Origin of the sequence: Corynebacterium sp. MSK195 (assembly GCF_030228885.1) — a bacterium.
In the GTDB taxonomy this organism is placed as follows: domain Bacteria; phylum Actinomycetota; class Actinomycetes; order Mycobacteriales; family Mycobacteriaceae; genus Corynebacterium.
The window spans coordinates 68,393-87,556 of record NZ_JASPGT010000005.1 but is presented as its reverse complement, the minus strand read 5'-3'; the positions used below and the strand labels follow the sequence as shown (position 1 = coordinate 87,556).

Genomic DNA, 19,164 nt, shown 5'->3' with positions numbered 1-19,164 from the left:
GGCATTGGTGCGTACGCTGTAGTCCATGCATTTTAATGCGGGACTCCCCACCGATGCCCTGCTGCTGGCGGCAGGCGCGACCGAAAATACAAATTCCCTCGTCTCTTTCGCCTGGATTATGGCCGCGGCTCTACTCGCGCCGCTGGTCTCTTATATGTTGGGCTACCGCCTGCCGTCGGTGGCCCTTTTGCTGATTTTCGGCATGATTATTGGCCCTTCCGTCCTCGACCTCGCGGCCGAGGATGAAGGCATCGAAATGCTCAAGGAGCTCGGCGTGGGAGCGTTATTTCTCCTCGCGGGCTTTGAAATTCAAATCTCCACCCTCAAAACCAAAGAAGCCGGAACGGCGCTATCCACCTGGGCAATCTGTGCCCTCGCCTGTGGGGTAGGCGCCTACTTCCTGGTAGATAACGTGCCAGGTGCCATCGTCGTCGCCTTGGCGCTTACATCAACGGCGCTGGGCACGCTCACACCGATGCTAAAACAGGACCGCATTCTAGGCACCAAGGTGGGCAATTCGGTGATGATTCATGGTGCCATTGGTGAGGTCGCCCCCATTACCGCTATGGCGCTGTTGCTGGGTACTCGTTCCACGCTGACGACGATGATCATCTTATTGTTCTTCATCATCATCGCTGTAGCCGTTGCCATCATGCCAGCAGCTATCGCTTCGGCGATCCCCTGGGTGAAAACCGCCTTTATCTCCGGTGCGGGCTCCACCAACCAGACGATTCTGCGTCTTATCATCCTGATTCTGGCCATCCTCATGGCGGTTACGGCAGTCTTTGAACTCGATATCGTGCTCGGTGCCTTTGCCGCTGGCATTATCCTGAATCGCATCATCCCGGATGAGTTCCACCGCCGCCTAGAGCACCGCCTTGATGTGGTGTTTTATTCCATGCTCATCCCAGTTTTCTTCGTGGTCTCTGGCATGAGCATTAGCTGGGATACCATCGCCAATAATCCGTGGAAGGTGCTGGGCATTCCAGCCCTTATTCTGGTTACGCGTGGTCTGCCGGTCTTTCTGCGCGAAAATGTGGCGCATACCGGATCCGATATTGAAACCATCCGCGAGCGCCTCCAAGTGGGATTGTATTCCGCCACTGGTCTTCCGATCATCGTGGCGGTGACCACCTTGGCGGTGAACTCGAAGATTATGGAACCCGAAAATGCCTCCATCTTCGTCTCTGGCGGTGCGCTTACCGTCGCCCTCTTCCCATTCCTGGCTAGCCTGGTAGGCGGAAAGAAGAAGCCGGAAAAGAAGGACGAGGCGAACTCCACCGCTGAGACAAAGGACCTATAGGCAGCGTTCGCTAAGAGCACGCCCCTAGCAGGGAGGAAATTTCCTAAACTGGGAGGCGTGAGTAATAACTTTGGTTCTTCCCCTATCAATCGGACCATGCGCCTGTCCGATTCCGAGCGCAACGATGCCATCAATGACCTCGCCCGCGCCGTGGGTGAAGGCCGGTTAACCATGGAGGAGTTCGAGGACCGCTCGGACGACGTCATGCGCGCCCACACCCACCAAGACCTCGTGCCCATCTTTCAAGACATTCCGGCGCGTGGTTCTCACGAGGTCAAGGTCTATTCCCGCGGTGAGGTCACACGCGCCCATAATGCAGGCAAGAAACCAAAGTTTGCGACCGCACTTTCCGGTTCGGTGCTGCTTGCCGTTGCCAGCCCAACGCTTATCGTGATGAGCGCTACCTTGAGCAACCCATGGCTTTTGCTAGGAGGCGCGGCAGCAGCCGCGCTCATCCCTATCCTGTGGATTCTGCTCTACGTTGCCAAGGTGGGCCCATCCTCGTGGCACGCCCCATCTGTACGCCAGATTGAGAAAGAACAATTGCGCGAGATTCGCGCGCTCACGGCGCATGAGCGCGCACAGCAAAAGATGATCGAAGAAAAGATGTGGGCCGATCGACGCATGCAAGCCGGCGAAATTACCGGACAGGCTATGGATCTGGCCAAGCGCAAGTTCAACGAGTGGAATAAAAAATAGTCATTGCCGCTGTTAAAGCGTTTTGTGTGGCTGTGATCGTGGCACAATATTCCCATGACTTCTCCGAAACACCGCATCTTTGACCAGTCCGACAAGCTCAAGGGCGTCGCGTATGACATTCGCGGCGAGGTCTCTGCGGAAGCGGAACGCATGGAGCTCGATGGGCACACCATCTTGAAACTCAACACCGGTAACCCAGCCGTCTTTGGCTTCGAGGCTCCCGATGTCATCATGCGCGATATGATCGCTGCCCTGCCTACTTCCCAGGGCTATTCCACCTCCAAGGGAATCATTTCTGCTCGTCGGTCCATTGTTACCCGCTACGAGCTTGAAGATTTTCCGCCCTTTGATATCAACGATGTCTTCTTGGGCAATGGCGTCTCCGAGCTCATCAGCATGACCACCCAGGCGCTGCTTAATAATGGCGATGAGGTTCTCATTCCGGCGCCGGATTATCCGCTGTGGACCGCAGCTACGTCCCTGGCAGGCGGTACCCCAGTGCACTACCTGTGCGATGAGGAGGACGACTGGAACCCATCGATCGAGGACATCGAGTCTAAGATCACGGATAAGACCAAGGCCATCGTGGTCATTAACCCGAATAACCCAACGGGTGCGGTCTACTCGCGCGAAGTTTTGCAGAAGATTGTCAACATCGCCCGCGAGCATAACCTGCTCATCTTGGCTGATGAGATCTATGACCGCATTCTTTATGACGGCGCGCAGCACATCTCCATCGCTTCGCTGGCCCCAGACCTGCTCACCATCACATTTAATGGCTTGTCCAAGGCCTACCGCGTGTGTGGCTACCGCGCTGGTTGGATGGTGCTCACCGGCCCTAAACACCACGCCCGTGGCTTCATCGAGGGATTGGAGCTTCTCGCCGGAACGCGCCTGTGCCCGAATGTGCCGGCGCAGCACGCTATCCAGGTGGCGCTAGGTGGCCGGCAGTCCATCTACGAGCTCACCGGTACCGGCGGGCGCCTTTTGCGCCAGCGCAATATTGCCTACGAAAAGCTCAACGAGATTCCGGGCGTTTCTGCGGTAAAGCCCATGGGCTCGCTCTACCTCTTCCCGCGCTTGGATCCGAACGTGTATGAGATTCATGATGATGCCAAGCTCATGCTGGATATTTTGAAGGCAGAAAAGATCCTCATGGTGCAAGGCACCGGCTTTAACTGGCCGAACCCGGATCACTTCCGCGTGGTGACGCTGCCGTGGGCATCCCAAATCGAAAACGCCATTGAGCGCCTAGGTAACTTCCTAGTGAGCTACAAGCAGTAGTTTCCCACCAGTTGCTAACGATAGTGATAATCCATAACAATATGGTGCATGGGAAGACATTCTGCGGGACCTAAACCTCAGCCGACCCCTAGTTCATGGCGTCGGCTCTCTGCTTCGATAACTCAGCATCCATGGCGATTAACTTTGCTCGGTGTGCTCGTCACAGCGCTTATTGCCACCATTGCGGGCATGGCAGTGCTGTGGCCTCAGAGTCCAGCTTCCGAGCACACCTCCACTGAGTTTCAGCAAACCTATGCCCTCAACCACCCACAGGTGGAGGGCACGGTCGATACGACAGACCACTCGGCTTGCCAATCGGAACTTACTGGGCAGGCCTTCGATACGCCGCCACTTATTCCTGGGACTGAGGAAGTGCAGTGCGACCGTGCCCTGGTCAATATCACCTCCGGCGAGGACGAAGGTCGCATGACCCAATTGGTCACCTACGGCAATGCCGGCGATCCGCAGCTTAAACCGGGCGACAAAATTGTTCTTTCCAAAGCAGATGACCCTTCCGGCGCTGCGTCCTATGCTTTTGCTGATTATCAGCGCACCAGAAGCCTAGCTCTGTGGGCAGTTATCGTGGCCGTCGTCATTATCGCTTTTGCGGCCTGGCATGGCGTGCGCGCCCTTATCGGCTTGACGCTCAGCCTAGGCGTGATCTTTGCGTTCCTCGTCCCCGCTCTTATCGACGCCCATAACCCCCTCTGGTCCGCCCTTGTTGCCTGTTCCGCCATCATTCTGTTCGCCGTTCCTCTCGTCCATGGACTGAATTGGAAATCGGCATCGGCGGTGGGCGGCTCCCTTATCGCTCTCATTCTTGCAGCAGCGTTAGCGTGGGCCGCTATCGATAGTTCGCAGCTACAAGGCTATAGTTCCGAGGACAACCTGAAGCTACTTCTTTATATGCCCAACGTGTCCATCGTGGGCGTGCTCTTATGCGGTTTTGTGGTCGGTGCCTTGGGCAGCCTTGCCGACGCCGCCGTGGCCCAAGCATCCACCATTACCGAACTCCACGGAGCGGACCCTGATGCTCGCCCTTCACAGCTTTTCCTCTCCGCAATGAAGGTGGGCCGCGACCATATTGCCTCAATGGTTTATACGCTAATTCTGACCTATACCGGTGCGACCTTGCCACTGCTCATGTTGATCACCGCAGCGGAGCGCCCCGCAGGCCAGATTTTAAGCAGCGATCTCGTCGCAACGGAGCTGCTGCGTTCCGGAGTAGGTGCGATGGCATTGACCCTCGCGGTTCCCATCACTACAGCCATTGCAGCTTTCACAGTGCCACAGCGCGCACAATCTTAGGGCCCTTATGTAGAAGGCTGAGCAGCGCAATAATCACGCTGCTCAGCCTTTGTATCTCAGAAGTAGAGGACCTAGAGGGTGCGCCCCAAGGCATCGACCTTCCAGCCCGCCTGTTGCCAGTCTGCAACAGGCAGCACATTGCGGCCATCGATAATGTGCTTATTGTCCACGAGCTGGCCCGCTTGCTGCGGATCCAATTCCTTGAACTGCTTCCACTCGGTTGCCAGAATAACTAGCTCAGCCTCGCGCAGGGCATCGTCAGTGTCCGCGGCGTAATCCAAGGTGGGGAATACCTTCTTCGCGTTGTCCATGCCTTCTGGGTCATAGACGGTTACTGCCGCGCCAGCCAGCGACAGGGAACCGGCAACGGCAAGGGCAGGCGAATCGCGCACGTCATCGGAATTCGGCTTAAACGCACAGCCCAATACGGTCACGCGGTGGCCAAGCAGGGAGCCATTGAAGGCTTCCTTGGCAAGGTCCACCACGCGGTCACGGCGGCGCATATTGATAGCATCCACCTCACGCAGGAAGGTCAGCGCCTGGTCGGCGCCAAGCTCGCCAGCACGGGCCATGAAGGCGCGGATGTCCTTGGGCAGGCAACCGCCACCAAAGCCGAGGCCAGCGCCCAGGAACTTGCGGCCGATGCGTTCGTCGAGCCCAATGGCGTCGGCAAGAGCGGTAACGTCCGCGCCTGCAATCTCGCAGATCTCAGAAACGGCGTTGATAAAGGAAATCTTGGTGGCCAGGAACGCATTAGCGGAGACCTTGACCAGCTCGGCGGTCTGCCAATCCGTCACGATGAATGGGGTGTCCTGCGATAGCGGCTGAGCATAAACCTCGCGCGCTACCTCTTCGGCACGGCTTTCGCCCTCGCGCACACCGAGAACGATGCGGTCTGGGGTGATGGTGTCCTTGACGGCATACCCCTCACGCAGGAACTCCGGGTTCCATGCGATTTCCACGGTGGTGCCTTCTGGGGCAAGCTCATTGGCTAGCTCTTGGAGCTCCGCCGCGGTTCCTACCGGAACGGTGGACTTACCAAAGATGATGTGATCGCCCTTGAGCTTGGGCACCAGATCCGTGATCACGGCCTTCACGTAGGTCATATCGGCCGCATAGGAACCGCGGCGCTGCGGGGTACCTACGCCCAAAAAGTGCAGGTTGCCGAACGCGGCTGCTTCTTCATAGTCCGTGCTGAAGTCGAGGCGGCCGGCCTCGATATTGCGCTCGAGAACCTCCGGCAGGCCCGGTTCATAGAACGGAACCTTGCCCGATCTAAGAGCGGAAATTTTATTGTCATCTACGTCCACGCCTAGTACTTCATGGCCGAGCTCGGCCATGCAGGCAGCATGGGTTGCACCCAAGTATCCGGTGCCGATTACAGTCATACGCATAAAGCCCCATATTAGAGGCTCTATGTGAATGCCGGTTTAAGCCTATCGAAAATTCAGGTAAGACTTCGATGGCGTCGGGCCGCGCTGCCCCTGGTACTTCGAGCCCAGCGAGCCGGTGCCATATGGGCTTTCCGCTGGTGAAGTCATCTTGAAGATAGCCAGCTGCCCCACCTTCATGCCCGGCCACAGGGCAATAGGCAGGTTGGCGGTATTAGAAAGCTCGAGCGTGATGTGGCCGGAAAAGCCTGGGTCAATAAAGCCCGCGGTGGAGTGGGTCAACAATCCCAGGCGGCCAAGGGAAGACTTGCCCTCCAATCGACCGGCCAAGTCTGCCGGCAGTGTGAATTTTTCCAGCGTGGCGCCGAGCACGAACTCGCCTGGGTGCAGGATGAAGGACTGATCTTCTTCTACCTCCACCAAGGTGGTGAGATCCGGCATTTCCTCTTTGGGGTCAATATGCGTGTACCGCGAGTTATTGAAGACCCGGAAATACTTATCTAGGCGCACATCTACGGACGAGGGCTGGATGAGCTCGCCGTCGAAGGGTTCGATGCCCAATTCTTCGGCGTCAATGGCGGCACGGATATCACGATCTGAAAGAAGCACGGCCCCAATTCTACTCATGCCGAAGGCCGCGGTGTATAGTAGGCCGGAGCGTGCAAGCGCGCAGTGCCGACGTAGTTTAATGGTAGAACTGCAGCTTCCCAAGCTGCTGGCGCGGGTTCGATTCCCGTCGTCGGCTCCACTTGTTTTCCCATTTCATGGACTAATTTCATACCTACAGGATGGACCATGACAGCCCCTATCTTCACGCCTAAAACCACAGCGGATCTTCGCGCTGAGCGTGAGCATGTACTTCAAGATCTTGCGCCCCGCACAATCGATGAGCTCCACGAACAGCGCGCGGTTGATCAAATCTTGGTCATCGACGAGGCAACTCTGAATCGGTATGAAGCCCTGTGCTTTGTTATCGGCGACTAGACAGACACGTTTTCTCTCAGAGCTACATCGTCCCTAGCCTGAGATTCAAAAACTACCCCCACGTCAGTACCAGGGCGTGCGGTCACAAACCCCACAGGCAGGACACAATGGGCAAGCACGAACCAGCGGAAATCATCGACGCACCCAAGAAGAAGCGCGTCAACCCCAACGCCATCATTGCGTTAATTCTGATCCTCGTCGGCCTTGGCGTCCTGCTCTACCCCGTCGTGGCCACGCAGTGGAACAACCACACCCAATCCCGCGCCGCGGAGGAATACGCCAAGCTGGAAAAGCAAGCCCCGCCTGAGGTACTGCACACCGCGTGGGACGAGGCGCAGTCTTACAACGCGCAGCTGGGCCAAATCAGTGTGGAAGACGCTTGGACCACCACCGATGACGAAGACTCCCCCAAGTACCAGCGCTACCGCCAATACCTGTCTGTGCTGTCGGAGACCGATGCCATGGGCCGCATTGTTATCCCCTCCATCGATTCCGATCTGCCCATTTATCATGGCACCTCAGAAAAAGCACTCTCCCGCGGCGCTGGCCACCTCTACGGCACGGACCTACCTGTCGGCGGCGTCGGTGGTGGAGAGGGCCGGCACGCAGCACTTTCCGCTCACACTGGCCTACAAAATGCCACGCTGTGGGACAACCTCACCAAGGTCAAGAAGGGCGATGCTTTCTACATCGCCGCCGGCGGCGAGAAGCTCAAGTACGAGGTGCACGATATTCGGGTCGTCGAGCCTGCGGACACCAGCTCGCTCCACCGTGAGCCAGGCCAGGACCTCGTTACGCTCATTACCTGCACCCCCTACGGTGTAAATACCCACCGCTTGCTCGTCACCGGCCACCGAGTGCCAATGGATCCGGAAGACGAGGCCGCATTCAACAGCTCTGGTATTCACTGGCAGTGGTGGATGTGGGCCATTCTGGCTGCCGCTGCCATCATCGTGCTTCTTCTCATCTACTGGTGGCGCAAATATGTGGGCAACGGCAAGGGCGCCGCGCTTGACGACGACCCGCAGGACTCCTACCCGACAATGCGCATGCAATAAGGCCCGCCCTTCCCTGGTTATTGGAAAAGCGGGCCTTTTCTAAAGTTGCCGCAAGCGGTGGTTCTATGCCCAGCGGCGTCGCAAAGCGAGGCACCCTGCCGCGACAATCGCGCCACCAGCGAGCGCCCACAGGCCTACGCCCTCACCACCGGTCTTGGGCAGTGCACCCTTGGTGATGTCAGCGACCTGAAGGACGCCGATTTTCTTCACACAGTTGGCAGAGGTGTCAGATTCAGCGCACCTATTACTGGTGATCGCGGTCCCCCCGGAGAGCACCTTGATGACTGCATTGCCATTCTGATCCCACTCCGTCGAGAACTTGATCGGCGCGGGCAGCAGATTATAGCCGTTCGGTGCCTTGGTCTCGATGAGGTAATAAACGCCAGGGGCGTCCAAGCCTTCGAGCTTGACGCGGCCTGTGGTGGTGGTCGTGGACTGCTTCACCACGGGGTTAGCATCAGCGTTGACGCTGCCATCCGCGTTTAGCTTCAGGTTGCCGTTAGCATCACCGCGGTGGACGGTGAACTGCGCGCCGCCAAGCAACCCGTCGGTTTGGATCTCGTCCGGGTTGTCCGGATTATAGCTCGCCTTTTCGAGCAGGACGTCCATAGTTTCCTTGGTCTCCAGCGGGATACAGTCAGTATCCTTCCAGCCGCCTATTTCTGCCTCGTTCATGAGTCCAAAGTTGGGCTCGTGCAGGCCATCCTTGGTGTAGCAGCGGGTGTTTCCTGCAGGTTGGCTCGGGTACCCGGCGGGTACAGAGGTGCTGTCCAGCTTTGAACGATCCAGCTTGAAACGCACCGTCACCTCGTAGACATGCTGCCCTGTACTTCCGCCAACACCCTTGGATTTAGGTTTAATGATCTTCGGAGTGTCATTCTTGTTGAGCTCAAAGGGGCCGGCACCTTGGTACGCACGCGGCTGGCTGGTCTTGTTGAACTCGTCCTTGAAGATCACAGTGGCCCCAGTAACCGTGGCAGCACCAACAAACCTCGGGGTGTCCGTGAGCTTGCCGTAGATCACGTCGTTGGTGTCGAAGCCAGGTGCGTCCGGTGCCTCAACTACGACGTTGTACTTCGCGGTATATTCATTCGCTGCACCAGGAACAGGTTGCGGTGTGCTGTCGACGGCAACCTTATTGAAACAGGCTTCAGTAGCGACGTTGTCATCTTCAGCCGGGCTAGACTCCCCGTCCGTAGCCTGGAAAGCAACCTTGTTCGGACTACATACCGTCTTGAGGTTCCCGTATTCATCTGTTCGCACCGGCGCAGAGACGACATACTCTACCTTCGCGTGTCCGGGAAGGGTACCCACGTAACCCTTCATGTACCCCACCTCACCACTTGTGGCTGACGGCACGTCCATCCCGGCGTAAATGCCGCTCTCAGGTTTGATCTCATTGGGCCCCGGACCACGGCCGTTGACCACGGTAGATCCCGGACCAAAGCCCTCAAACTTTGCCGTGGGGTCGGTAGCGTTCACACCATAGTGAGTATCCGTTGGTAGGTATTCCCAGAATGTGCCGCCCGAACTGGTGTTATCCGTGGTGTTTTCCACGGAGATGGTCCAGAAAGTACGCACCTCGCCGTTTACCACCTTGGTCTCCGAGCGTTGCTTCTTCACCGCAATGTTTGATTGCAGCCCTGGCGGTGGCGGAACTAGGTCGGAGGCCGCGTCCGTGTTAAATGAAGCAGGCAGGTTGTTCATTATGTTGACCAGCTCGAACTTCGGGCTATCATCATCTGGGTTGGTGATCTTTAGCTCAAAGCCCAGCTGATTCGCATTCGCACTACCCGAGCCAAAACCCAGGTTTCCATTGGAGTAGGTCCACGCCTTGCCCCAAGAAGCAGAGGGGTTCGAGATCGTGCGCCCATCCAAGGTCTTGATGCCGGTGAGATCCCAGGTCCTGATGTCGCCGGTCTGTGTGTCAATGCGTTCAAGGATAAGCTTGTCGCCTGCCTGAGCCTTACTCTGGAAACCCCACATATACTTCTGGGCTTGCGGGAGCACCGCCCAGTCCTCCGAGTAGGACTTCTGGCTTCCTAGCACGCGTTGAGCCGTGACTTTGTCGACGTCGACCTTATAAAGGTGACGGCTACCAGAAGTGGACGTGTTGGCCACAAAGAATCCCTCGCTGGTGTACACGCCAGCGTTGAGGACATCCCGGTCGCCGCTCGTTTCAAACGGGGTACCGGTACTTCCGGCCTTTAAAATAGGCCCAAGATTATATACTTCACCGGTTGCCGGATTGATCTGAAGGAGATTTCCTGCCGGGTAGCAAGGATCACCATTTCGGCCGCGACTCTGGCTCACCGCATAGAGCCAGTTATCACTCGAATCAAAGGCTAGAGCATTGTACACCCAGGGAGTGGACTCTCCCACCTGGCGAAAGTCTCGGCCTTGGTTGACTTGACGGCTCAGAATGGAAGTGTCTCGGCGAAGATCCTTAGGTTCACTGGTTACAACGTAGACAGGGCTACCGTCGGCAAATTCAGCTGGGGTGAGATCGCGCTTTGGCTGTCTGCTTGTAACCGGATCTTGGCACTCCTCTTTCGCAGGAACGGTGAAGGAAGCTGTAAACACTGTATCGGCTGGCCCGCGGTGAACACCCTTAAACTGAATCTGTGCGGTGCCACCAATAGTAATCTGCGGCAGGATGACTTGGTATTCCTTGGCGCTAATCCTTTTGTAGGTCACCTTCGCCTCATACCAACCTCCGTTGGCACCGGTGTAATAGATCGTCAGGTCATCAGGGTTAGTCGATAAATAACTGTTAACGCTGGATTTGAGGGTAACCACCGTGCCTTGCGGAATGGACAGCTGGCCGCCAAAAAGCTCACCGGCCGGAATCTTAAAGTTCGGGATATAGCGGCTTCCCTTGAGCACGTATCCATCGTTTACCATCGTGATGGTGCGGTCGCCTGCAGCGTACGGGGTAATGTTCGGTGCCGCCATCAGACGGGCTGGGGCCGCGTCAACGTCAGCAATATCAAGCGGCTCAGTCACCTCCGAAGGGGCTTCTAAGGCTTCGCTGGATTCAGGTGATGACGTGCTGGTAGTCTCCTCGGCTACTCCACGCACGTCGACGGACATCCCGCTCAGTTCGGATTCCTCTGCGACCGCTGGGATCTTCAATGCGAAAGCTGCTCCCGCTGACACGTCAGTAGAAAGGCCAGTGATTCGGAAAGTCACTGAAGAGCTGGTCGATTTTACAACGAGGTTGTCTCCTTCGCGGACGGGGATCGCTTCGCCGTCGATAGTCAGTGTGTAGGCCGAGCCGTCGAACTCCAGTCCTGCAGTCTCAACAGTGAATTCCAACTCCTCCACGGTTCCGGCGTCAACAAAGTGGCCTTCAAATGTTGCGGAGTCGCCAACAGTCAGGCTCAGTTGGTCTGCGGAATCGAGCTTGGTGCGCAGGGTTGTGGTTTGTGCTTCGGCTACGGCACCAACGATTCCGGGCAGAGCAGCCGGTGCAGCAACACCAACAACGAGAGCCAGTGCAGCAATGAACGCCGCAAGAGCACGCCAGCGGTACACAACCGGCTCGACCGGATGAGAATCTGTCCAGGACATTAGCGTCCCTCGCTTTCTGAATTCTTCCTACGGCTAAAGGCAATCATCACGAAACCAGTGGCAATCAATGCCAACGCTGCGGCTACTACACCGATTACCTGTGCACCGGTCATCGCCAATGAGCCACCATTGCCCGACGACGTTACTGGGGTTGAGGTCTTACCGGCACTTGGAGTACCCGGCGGCGTTGTCTCGGGTTGGTGAGGTGGCTTCCCTGGTTTAGTCGGTGGATAGTTCGGAGGTGTTTGCGGGGTATCCGGGCGTGACGGCGGAGCGCTCGGAGCAGATGACGACGTGGGTGGCGTCGGCGTTTCACCCGGTTTGTGGGTCTTAGCCACGATTACTCCTGGTACTGGTTTCGGGTTATCTACCACCGTGTGGAATGGAACCGCCACCACAAACGGGTTTATCTCTCGGTAGGAATCATCCGGCGCTGTAGACGTCACCACATAGAAGCCATGAGCTAGACCATCAAACGTCACCTCGCCATTGGCATTGGTGACCAGATCCACGTGCACATCGGTGCGCCAATCACGAACCTCGTCGAGATTCGCGTTCCGTACGCGGGCTGCGTCGTCAGCGTTGGTCGGGTCCAAGCCGGCAAGCCGGTCCAGATGAATTGTGACACCTTGGATTTTTCCCGAGGGCGGCTGGCCATCGTCGTTGGGATTGCCTTGTGTCAGCCGGATTGTCACTGTATCCGTAGCCGAAGTGCGTTCCGCACCAGTGGACTGCTGCCCGGCAACCTGCACCGCTTCTGCAGCAACGACGCCCGGCCCTGCGAACGCAACCGCACACGCTACTCCGACGGCAACCACTCGGGCCGACCATGCATTTGTCAACCTCTTCATCGCCTTACTCCCGCACGCTACTTTCCTTATTAATAACTTCTTGCACCCCGGTAGCCGCCTTCTGGCGACGCAGCCACCACACCAGCCAACACCCAATGACAATCACCGCAGCCAACAGCGCGTACATCCACCATTGCCAGCCCGGACCATGGGAGTTTTCAAACACCGACTCCTCCCCAGGCTCCATAGGAACCTGATGGCCACGCACCAGCAAGCGATGCGTGTTGATCCCGTACGGGGTGCACGTAATCAGTGTGACGTAATCCTGATCAGCGACTGGCCGTAGGCCATCTACCTCGCTCGGCAGCACAACTTGAATGTCGTCTACGACGTACTTCAATTTGTGGCCAGCAACCTGGATATAGAACACATCTCCCTCGGTGGCAGAGTCGAGGTGATCAAACATCGTCGAATTTGCCAGACCCGTATGCCCCGTAATGACGGAATGGGTTCCTGATCCACCGACCGGCAGGTCAGAACCATACAAATGCCCCAAACCACGCTGCAGTGTCTTATCTGCGGTGCCATGAAACACCGGAAGATCAACGTCTACTGCTGGGAACACGAGGCGGGCCATCGCTTCGGTCTCACCCAACTGCTTCAAATAAGCCTCATAGTCGGGATTGTCTACCCCGATACGGTTCAGCCACGGATCCAAGATCGGACCCGACGTATGTTCTTCGTTGTATGCATGTGCAGCATCCCACACCGAATCCTGCACCTGCGCCGGTGTCTCTTTATCCAGTCGCGCATATTCCTGCGCCACTCTTGAGGCGTTCCAATTGTTCCATGCGGTCGAGACCACTGGGTACAGCATCACCAACAACCCAACGACAACGATTACCGCCGGAAGGACTAGGCCTCCACGGCGCCTGTGCCGTCGGCCTGCATTTTGGCCTACCACCGTAGTCAACGACCCGCACCACCCAAAACAATGCCCCACGCGCTAGCGCAGCGCGACCGGGATTACAACGAAAGAGAATGAAGGGGACTGAAGTCTATACCTAGCCCAGTCCCCTCACTGGGTCGAGCACCATATTTTGATTACCCGACCCGCAGCGCAGACCATCATGGACAGTCTGCGCCACCGGAACTACGCCCGGCTATTAGTTGCGCGCGGTACGACGAGCGAACCAAGCACCAGCAGCAACAATTGCTGCGCCAATAGCAGCCAGGATGCCCACACCGGCACCACCGGTCATCGGCAGGTTCGGGGTGTCGCGCTTGATGTTTTCAATTTCAGAAACAAGGGTGACGGCGTCGTCACCCTCGAGCTCACCAGTCTTCGCGATGTTCTCGCGGGTGAACTCAATTTCGGTAACAGGGTTTTCCGGCAGTGCGTAGCCCGCTGGAGCCTTGGTTTCCTTCAGACAGAACTTCTTGATGTCGGTGACCTGTGCGTTATCTGCGAAGTCGGTGACGTGCAGTCCGTCGATGGTGATGGTGCCGTCAGCACCGGTGGTCCACTTGTCCTGCTCCTTGACGGTCAACTTACCGCCCAGCTTATTTGCCGCGGTGCACTGGTATAGCTCGAACTCAGCACCTTCCAGGACCTTACCGTCCTCCTTGCCGTCCTTCTTCACAACCTTCAGCTTGCCGTGGTAGGTCACGACCTCATTGGTCTTGTTCTTGACCTCGTTGCCGGTGTTCGGGTTGTTGAAGATGACGTCAGCCTGGTTCTTCAGCTCAGTGGTGTCGCCCACTTCCTTGCGCTTGACCTCGAAGGTCAGAGACATCTTGTCACCGGACTTAACCTTGGCAAGGCCCTGGTCGGTCAGCTTAACGACGAGCTTGTTTCCGTTCTCAGCCGGATTGTTGACCTCGTAGTCACCGGCACCCAGAGCGGTCTCTCCAGCCTTGACCTCGGTGACCTTCTGGAAGTCCAAACGCTGGTCCAGCTGATCCTCGAAGCGGAAGGCGGTCAGGCTCTTACCCGCACCCCAGGTCGGAGCATCCGCGTTGATGGTGTAGGAGTATGCATCCTGGATGTTCTTATCCGCGTCCTTGACGGTCTTCTCGGTCTTGGTCTCGGTGTTCTTCGGGTAGGCCACCACATCGTAGTTCCACGCATCCGATGCCTCGTTGACCATCGGGACCGACACGATGAACGGAGCACCAGCAACGATGCCGGCCGGAGCGTTAGTTTCCTCTACCAAGTAGATGCCCAATGGCAGATCAGAGAACTTCGCCTCACCCTCGCCGGCGGTGGTTTTCTCGAAGGTGGTATCGGTCTTATCTCCGTCCTTGACATCTGCAGCAGCCTTCGGGAACTTGGACCAGTCACCATTCTGCAGGTCGTAATTCAGCTTGGTGATCTTGTAGGTGACGCCAGCGAGCGGTTCGCCCGGAACGCCTTCCATCTTTTGACCGGTAGCTGCAGTACCAGACTCAGCACCCTTCTTCTTGAAGAGGGTGATAGAGCCCTTTTTGTTGAAATTGATGTTTGCCTTGTTCACGGCGCCCTGCTCAGCAGCAGGCTGTGCATCGACAGCACCGTCTTGCGCCAGGGCCCCCGGAGCGGAGATACCCATAGAGAGGCCAACGACGGCAGCGAAAGTAACCGAACGAGCGGTACGAGAGATCTTGTTCACGGAAACTGGTCCTTTACACGAGTTCTGAAATGAGGCACCGCGCCTCATTGGCTGTGTGCAATCCATTCCCCACGGTTCACGCACCATGACCTGACTCGTTGCTAAGAATCTTTCGCCTGCCGAGAGTAGGAGTAGTTTTCAGGTGGAAACGTCTACGCAGGCCCCAACCTTAACTAACGATAGCCTGTGGATTACATAACTAGATTCTACCCCAGCGTGTTGGGCAAAGTCCCCGACTAAAGCTCCTCCCCCGCAAAACCGGCTAAACTTCTCAAGAATCCGCACGGTCCACCCAAACGTGAAGACTCCTTCTGCAGTTCAACTAATGCTTTCGAGACGTCATCTAGTTTTGTGTGAAACTGAACACATTGCCCCTTTAAGGGGGTAAGCCTGCTCGATTTTACACCCGTTACATAGAATGCAAGCTTCACGCAGGAGAGTAGCTTCCCAGAGAGCACCTTCCAACGACGACGAAACGAACCATATATGCTGCCAATACCACCAGGTAGAACATCCCCTTTGATGACCCATAAAAGGAAGCGTCACCAAGAGCGCTCAAGGTACCCTGAACTCATTTAGATTCTCAGCCTTCAACAGCCCACGTACCAAAGAGTTAATAGCGTTAAGATTCCTGACAAGAGCTCTCTACGTACTCTGAGCCTCGTCGACAGCACGAAGAAGCGCCGCATAGGCACCGCCGCACGCAAGCAGCTCGGCGTGGGTGCCGCGCTCGACCACGCGGCCAGCGTCGAGGACGATGATCTGGTCGGCATCGCGGATAGTGGACAGGCGGTGGGCGATGACCAAGCGGGTAGCATCCGCGCCAAGCACTGCCTCCTGGATGGCGCGCTCCGTCTCGTTGTCGAGGGCGGAGGTGGCCTCATCCAAGATGAGCACCCGTGGTTGGCGCAGCAACGTGCGGGCAAGCGAAAGGCGCTGCTGCTCACCGCCGGAGAAGCGGTAGCCGCGCGAGCCCACCACTGTGTCCAGACCTTCCGGCAGCGCGGCGATGACCTCGTCCACGCGCGCGGCGTTAAGCGCCGCCCACATCTGTTCCTCACTCGCATTCGGCTGCGCGAAGAGGAGGTTCTCCCGCACCGTGCCGTGAATCAGGTAGGTCTCCTGGGAGACCACGCCAATGACCTCCGCGCGCTGCTCAGGTGGAATATCGCGCAGGTCGACCCCGCCCAGGTGCACGGTGCCTTCGGTCGGATCGGTAAGGCGCGCAAAAAGTGCGGCCACCGTGGACTTGCCGGACCCGGTATGCCCCACTAGCGCGGTGGTGGTGTGGGCGGGGATGGAAAGGGAGACGTCGGAAAGCGCGTCGGTGTCGGTGCCGGGGTAGCGGTAGGAGACGTGCTGGAGGGTGAGGGAGGCGTCGGCAAGCTGGGCGGGCTGGGTGGCCTCGGTGAGTTCGGGCTCCAGGTCCAGGTACTCGAAGATGCGGCTAAACAGCGCCATCGACGCCACCCACTGCGCGCCCACGTTGAGCAGGCCGGTAATGGGACGGAAGATCTGGGTCTGCAGGGTGGAAAAGGCGATGAGCGTGCCAATCGTAATGCCCGGGCGCAAGCCGGCCGCCAGGTAAATCAGGGCCGGCATCACGCCGAAGATGATTTGCGTCAGCGCCATGCGCCAGCGCCCGGCCAACTGCGATTCCAGCTCCAAACGGATGAGGGAGCGGGAGGTTTTCTCAAAGCCGTCATAGACGCGCTCCTGCGCACCCAGCGTGGCCGCCAGGCGCATGCCGGACACGGACAGGTTCTCCGAAATGGTCTGCTGCAGCGTCGCCTGCGCGCGGCTGTTTTTCTCCATGAGGCTGCGGCGCAGAACGGCGGCGCGGCGGGTCAGCCACACTGCAGGCGGCAGTACCACCAGGGACAAAAGCGAGAGGGTAGGCGAAAGCGCCACCATCGCCATCAACGTAGCCACAGTCATGGTGAGGTTGCTGGCCACGGATGTCGCGGTTGTGGTCACCATGCCGCGCATCGCCGCGATGTCATTGGTCAGGCGCGACTGAATCTCACCGCCGCGGTTATTGGTAAAGAACTGCAGCGACTGGCGCTGCAGGTTGGCAAAGACCTGCGTGCGCAGCTCGTGCATGATGGTGTGCCCCACCCGCGCCGACAGAAAGGACTGGATAACGCCGATGGCCTGGGAGACCACGGTGATGGCCAGCATGCCGCCGACGAGCCACAGCAGCAGCGCGGTGTCGTGTTCAGGAATGGCCTCATCCACGGTGCGGCGCACCAGGAAAGGCTGCACCACCGTCAGCCCGGAGGTGGCGATGATGAGTGCCACCACCAGCAACAGCGTGCCGCGGTGCGGGCGAAACAGGCCGGCGACGCGGCGGAAGGCAACCGGGTGCTGGGCCAGCTGATCGATGTCCGCCGGGTCCTTCACCGCGGTGTGCATCGGCCGGGTCATGGCTTAACCGCAGGTAACGATGGGCTGCGGGTCGTAGACCGTGGTGGTGGTCTCCCGGGAGATCTCCTTGCCGGAGAGGTCCTTGATCACGCGGGTATCCGAGGTGGTGAAGCCCGGCGCGCCAGACGACGGCGAGCAATCCTCGCTCACCGACTTGCGCTGCGGCTCCGTCTTGGCCCAGCGGCCGTTGTTCACAGACTCAACGTCGACCGTCTTCGTGCCCTTTAGGCGCACGGTAATCTTGCCGCCACCAAAGTCGGTCTCGATGCGGACCGGGGTATTGAAGGTATTAGTGAACTGCAGGTCGATGGCGCCCTCGTACACGGTGGCCTCGCGGCCGGCGGGGTAGCGGGAAATGTAGTACGAGTGCGGGGTGTGGGCAGTATCTTCCATGCCTGCAAAGTAGGCAGCGTTGTACAAGGTGGTGGCGAACTGGGAAATGCCGCCGCCCACGGCGGAGCCGGAGTGGCCATCAATAATGATGCCGGACTCAACGTAGCCTTGCGCCGTGCCGCGCGGGCCGGTGTGGCCGTTGAGGGAGAAGGTCTCGCCCGGGTTGACCACGGCGCCGTTGACCTGTTGGGCCACCAGCTCGATATTCTTGCCAGAGGCAGCGGAGTAGCCCTCGGTGGTGAACTCGCCCACGGTGTCGTTGAAGGTCGCCTTCTTAGCATCGTCGGTGGTGAACTCTGCTGGGTCCGGCTTGTAGGTAGCATCCCACTCGCGGTCGTCGCCGGTCACGCGCTTGTCAAAGTCCTTCATGGTCGGCTCCCAATCGATGATCTCGCCATCTTCGGACGGGGTGATCTGCTTGTCGTTGCCGTTGAAGGAAATCTTGGCATTTACGCCGGGGACATCGGCGCCCTCGGAGCGCTCGGCCAGCAGCTCCTGCGCGCGGTTGGTATCCACGGCGAGCTTAAGCTTGCCGTCCTTCTTTTCAATGCTGGTGAACTGGGAGATTTCCGGCTTATTCAGGGTAGCGCTGACATTATTCTTGGCCTTCAAGGTAATGGGATTATCCAGCGCCTTGGCGGCATCGCCGGTGCGCATGGCCTCGATGGCTTCATCATTGATGGCTGGTTCTACCTCTTGTGGGTCCACGTCTACGCCCTCGGAATCGAGCCAATTATCCGTAACCGCATTGTGCAGGGCGCCGGCATCCACGGTTTGGCCAAGCTTGGGGTCGGTGACCTTGAGCTCACCATTGTTGAGCTCCAGCATGCCATCGACTGGATCGGTAGAGAGATCTTTCTTCACGCGGTCCAGAGCCGGTTGTAGCTGTGCCTCATCCACGTTGGTCTCCACCGGAATATCCCGGGTGGAGCGGAAGAAGCTATACAGGCGGGTAAAAGGATTGAGGGAAGGCTCCTCAATATTGTCCACGGCGCGCTGATTATCCAGGGCGAGGCCCGACTCGGAGGGAACGAAATCGGTGTGCAGGTCGCCCGAGGTAACACTCACGGGCTCGGTTTCTACGCCCGCAAGCTCATCTTCGAGCTTCTCCACGGCGGCGGTGCGATCCATGGCGGAGATATCCACGCCGTTGACGGAAACGGCGCGCGGAATCTTGTCCTGGTTTGCTGCGACATCCCAGGCATAAGCAATGCCCGCGATTAGGACAAGGCCGACCAATACGCCGAGCGCGATGAGCCAGCCTTTAGCACCGTTTTTTCCTTCTGCCTTTTTCACGCCTTA

General features: G+C 58.0%; 14 protein-coding genes and 1 tRNA gene. 7 read left to right on the top strand and 8 right to left on the bottom strand.

What is annotated here, in order from left to right:
• Positions 1-25 precede the first annotated feature (25 nt).
• The 4 genes from QP909_RS06775 to QP909_RS06760 all read left to right on the top strand — a co-directional run bounded on the left by QP909_RS06775 (position 26) and on the right by QP909_RS06760 (position 4,594).
• Positions 26-1,303, top strand: a complete 1,278-nt coding sequence (locus QP909_RS06775; protein WP_284766647.1) for a cation:proton antiporter — start codon at positions 26-28, stop codon at positions 1,301-1,303.
• Between the two features lie 57 nt (positions 1,304-1,360).
• A complete protein-coding gene (locus QP909_RS06770; RefSeq protein WP_239278568.1) occupies positions 1,361-2,002 on the top strand; it encodes a DUF1707 SHOCT-like domain-containing protein in 642 nt (213 codons plus the stop codon).
• 54 nt (positions 2,003-2,056) lie between these two features.
• Positions 2,057-3,286, top strand: coding sequence for a pyridoxal phosphate-dependent aminotransferase (locus tag QP909_RS06765; protein ID WP_179387070.1), 1,230 nt, complete (start codon positions 2,057-2,059; stop codon positions 3,284-3,286).
• Between the two features lie 144 nt (positions 3,287-3,430).
• Positions 3,431-4,594 carry a YibE/F family protein gene (locus QP909_RS06760; RefSeq protein ID WP_284766646.1) on the top strand — a complete coding sequence of 388 codons (1,164 nt, stop codon included), beginning with the start codon at positions 3,431-3,433 and terminating at the stop codon, positions 4,592-4,594.
• 71 nt (positions 4,595-4,665) lie between these two features.
• Here QP909_RS06760 and QP909_RS06755 read toward each other — a convergent pair whose 3' ends face one another.
• A complete protein-coding gene (locus QP909_RS06755; protein ID WP_284766645.1) occupies positions 4,666-5,988 on the bottom strand; it encodes a UDP-glucose dehydrogenase family protein in 1,323 nt (440 codons plus the stop codon).
• 42 nt (positions 5,989-6,030) lie between these two features.
• A complete protein-coding gene (dcd, locus tag QP909_RS06750; RefSeq protein WP_239282919.1) occupies positions 6,031-6,594 on the bottom strand; it encodes a dCTP deaminase in 564 nt (187 codons plus the stop codon).
• A 65-nt stretch (positions 6,595-6,659) separates the two neighbouring features.
• On the opposite strand from dcd, the gene QP909_RS06745 reads away from it, so the two are divergent.
• The 3 genes from QP909_RS06745 (at position 6,660) to QP909_RS06735 (ending at position 8,027) form a co-directional block, all read left to right on the top strand.
• Positions 6,660-6,733 (top strand) — tRNA-Gly (locus QP909_RS06745).
• Between the two features lie 47 nt (positions 6,734-6,780).
• Positions 6,781-6,969 (top strand): hypothetical protein, encoded by a 189-nt coding sequence (locus QP909_RS06740; RefSeq protein ID WP_005325457.1) that lies wholly within the window; start codon positions 6,781-6,783, stop codon positions 6,967-6,969.
• 107 nt (positions 6,970-7,076) lie between these two features.
• On the top strand, positions 7,077-8,027 hold the full coding sequence (locus QP909_RS06735) for a class C sortase (protein ID WP_284766644.1): 951 nt from the start codon (positions 7,077-7,079) through the stop codon (positions 8,025-8,027).
• 63 nt (positions 8,028-8,090) lie between these two features.
• On the opposite strand, the gene QP909_RS06730 is transcribed toward QP909_RS06735, so the two are convergent.
• The 6 genes from QP909_RS06730 to QP909_RS06705 form a co-directional block, all read right to left on the bottom strand.
• Positions 8,091-11,564 carry a DUF6923 family protein gene (locus tag QP909_RS06730; protein WP_284766643.1) on the bottom strand — a complete coding sequence of 1,158 codons (3,474 nt, stop codon included), beginning with the start codon at positions 11,562-11,564 and terminating at the stop codon, positions 8,091-8,093.
• A 35-nt stretch (positions 11,565-11,599) separates the two neighbouring features.
• Positions 11,600-12,451: a SpaA isopeptide-forming pilin-related protein gene (locus QP909_RS06725; RefSeq protein WP_083312490.1), complete on the bottom strand. Its 852-nt coding sequence runs from the start codon at positions 12,449-12,451 to the stop codon at positions 11,600-11,602.
• A gap of 4 nt (positions 12,452-12,455) precedes the next feature.
• Positions 12,456-13,364, bottom strand: a complete 909-nt coding sequence (locus QP909_RS06720) for a class C sortase (protein ID WP_049378962.1) — start codon at positions 13,362-13,364, stop codon at positions 12,456-12,458.
• Between the two features lie 193 nt (positions 13,365-13,557).
• On the bottom strand, positions 13,558-15,042 hold the full coding sequence (locus QP909_RS06715) for a SpaH/EbpB family LPXTG-anchored major pilin (protein ID WP_284766642.1): 1,485 nt from the start codon (positions 15,040-15,042) through the stop codon (positions 13,558-13,560).
• Positions 15,043-15,687: 645 nt separating this feature from the next.
• Complete coding sequence (locus QP909_RS06710) at positions 15,688-17,469, bottom strand: ABC transporter ATP-binding protein (protein ID WP_284766641.1); 1,782 nt, start codon at positions 17,467-17,469, stop codon at positions 15,688-15,690.
• A 3-nt stretch (positions 17,470-17,472) separates the two neighbouring features.
• Complete coding sequence (locus QP909_RS06705) at positions 17,473-19,158, bottom strand: VanW family protein (RefSeq protein ID WP_179387074.1); 1,686 nt, start codon at positions 19,156-19,158, stop codon at positions 17,473-17,475.
• Positions 19,159-19,164 lie beyond the last annotated feature (6 nt).

Excerpts from the sequence above, each read along its gene's own strand:
- QP909_RS06735 (WP_284766644.1), top strand. The coding sequence starts at position 7,077 with ATGGGCAAGCACGAACCAGCGGAAATCATCGACGCACCCAAGAAGAAG.
- QP909_RS06775 (WP_284766647.1), top strand. The coding sequence starts at position 26 with ATGCATTTTAATGCGGGACTCCCCACCGATGCCCTGCTGCTGGCGGCA.
- QP909_RS06740 (WP_005325457.1), top strand. The coding sequence starts at position 6,781 with ATGACAGCCCCTATCTTCACGCCTAAAACCACAGCGGATCTTCGCGCT.
- QP909_RS06765 (WP_179387070.1), top strand. The coding sequence starts at position 2,057 with ATGACTTCTCCGAAACACCGCATCTTTGACCAGTCCGACAAGCTCAAG.
- QP909_RS06710 (WP_284766641.1), bottom strand. The coding sequence starts at position 17,469 with ATGACCCGGCCGATGCACACCGCGGTGAAGGACCCGGCGGACATCGAT.
- QP909_RS06725 (WP_083312490.1), bottom strand. The coding sequence starts at position 12,451 with ATGAAGAGGTTGACAAATGCATGGTCGGCCCGAGTGGTTGCCGTCGGA.
- QP909_RS06755 (WP_284766645.1), bottom strand. The coding sequence starts at position 5,988 with ATGCGTATGACTGTAATCGGCACCGGATACTTGGGTGCAACCCATGCT.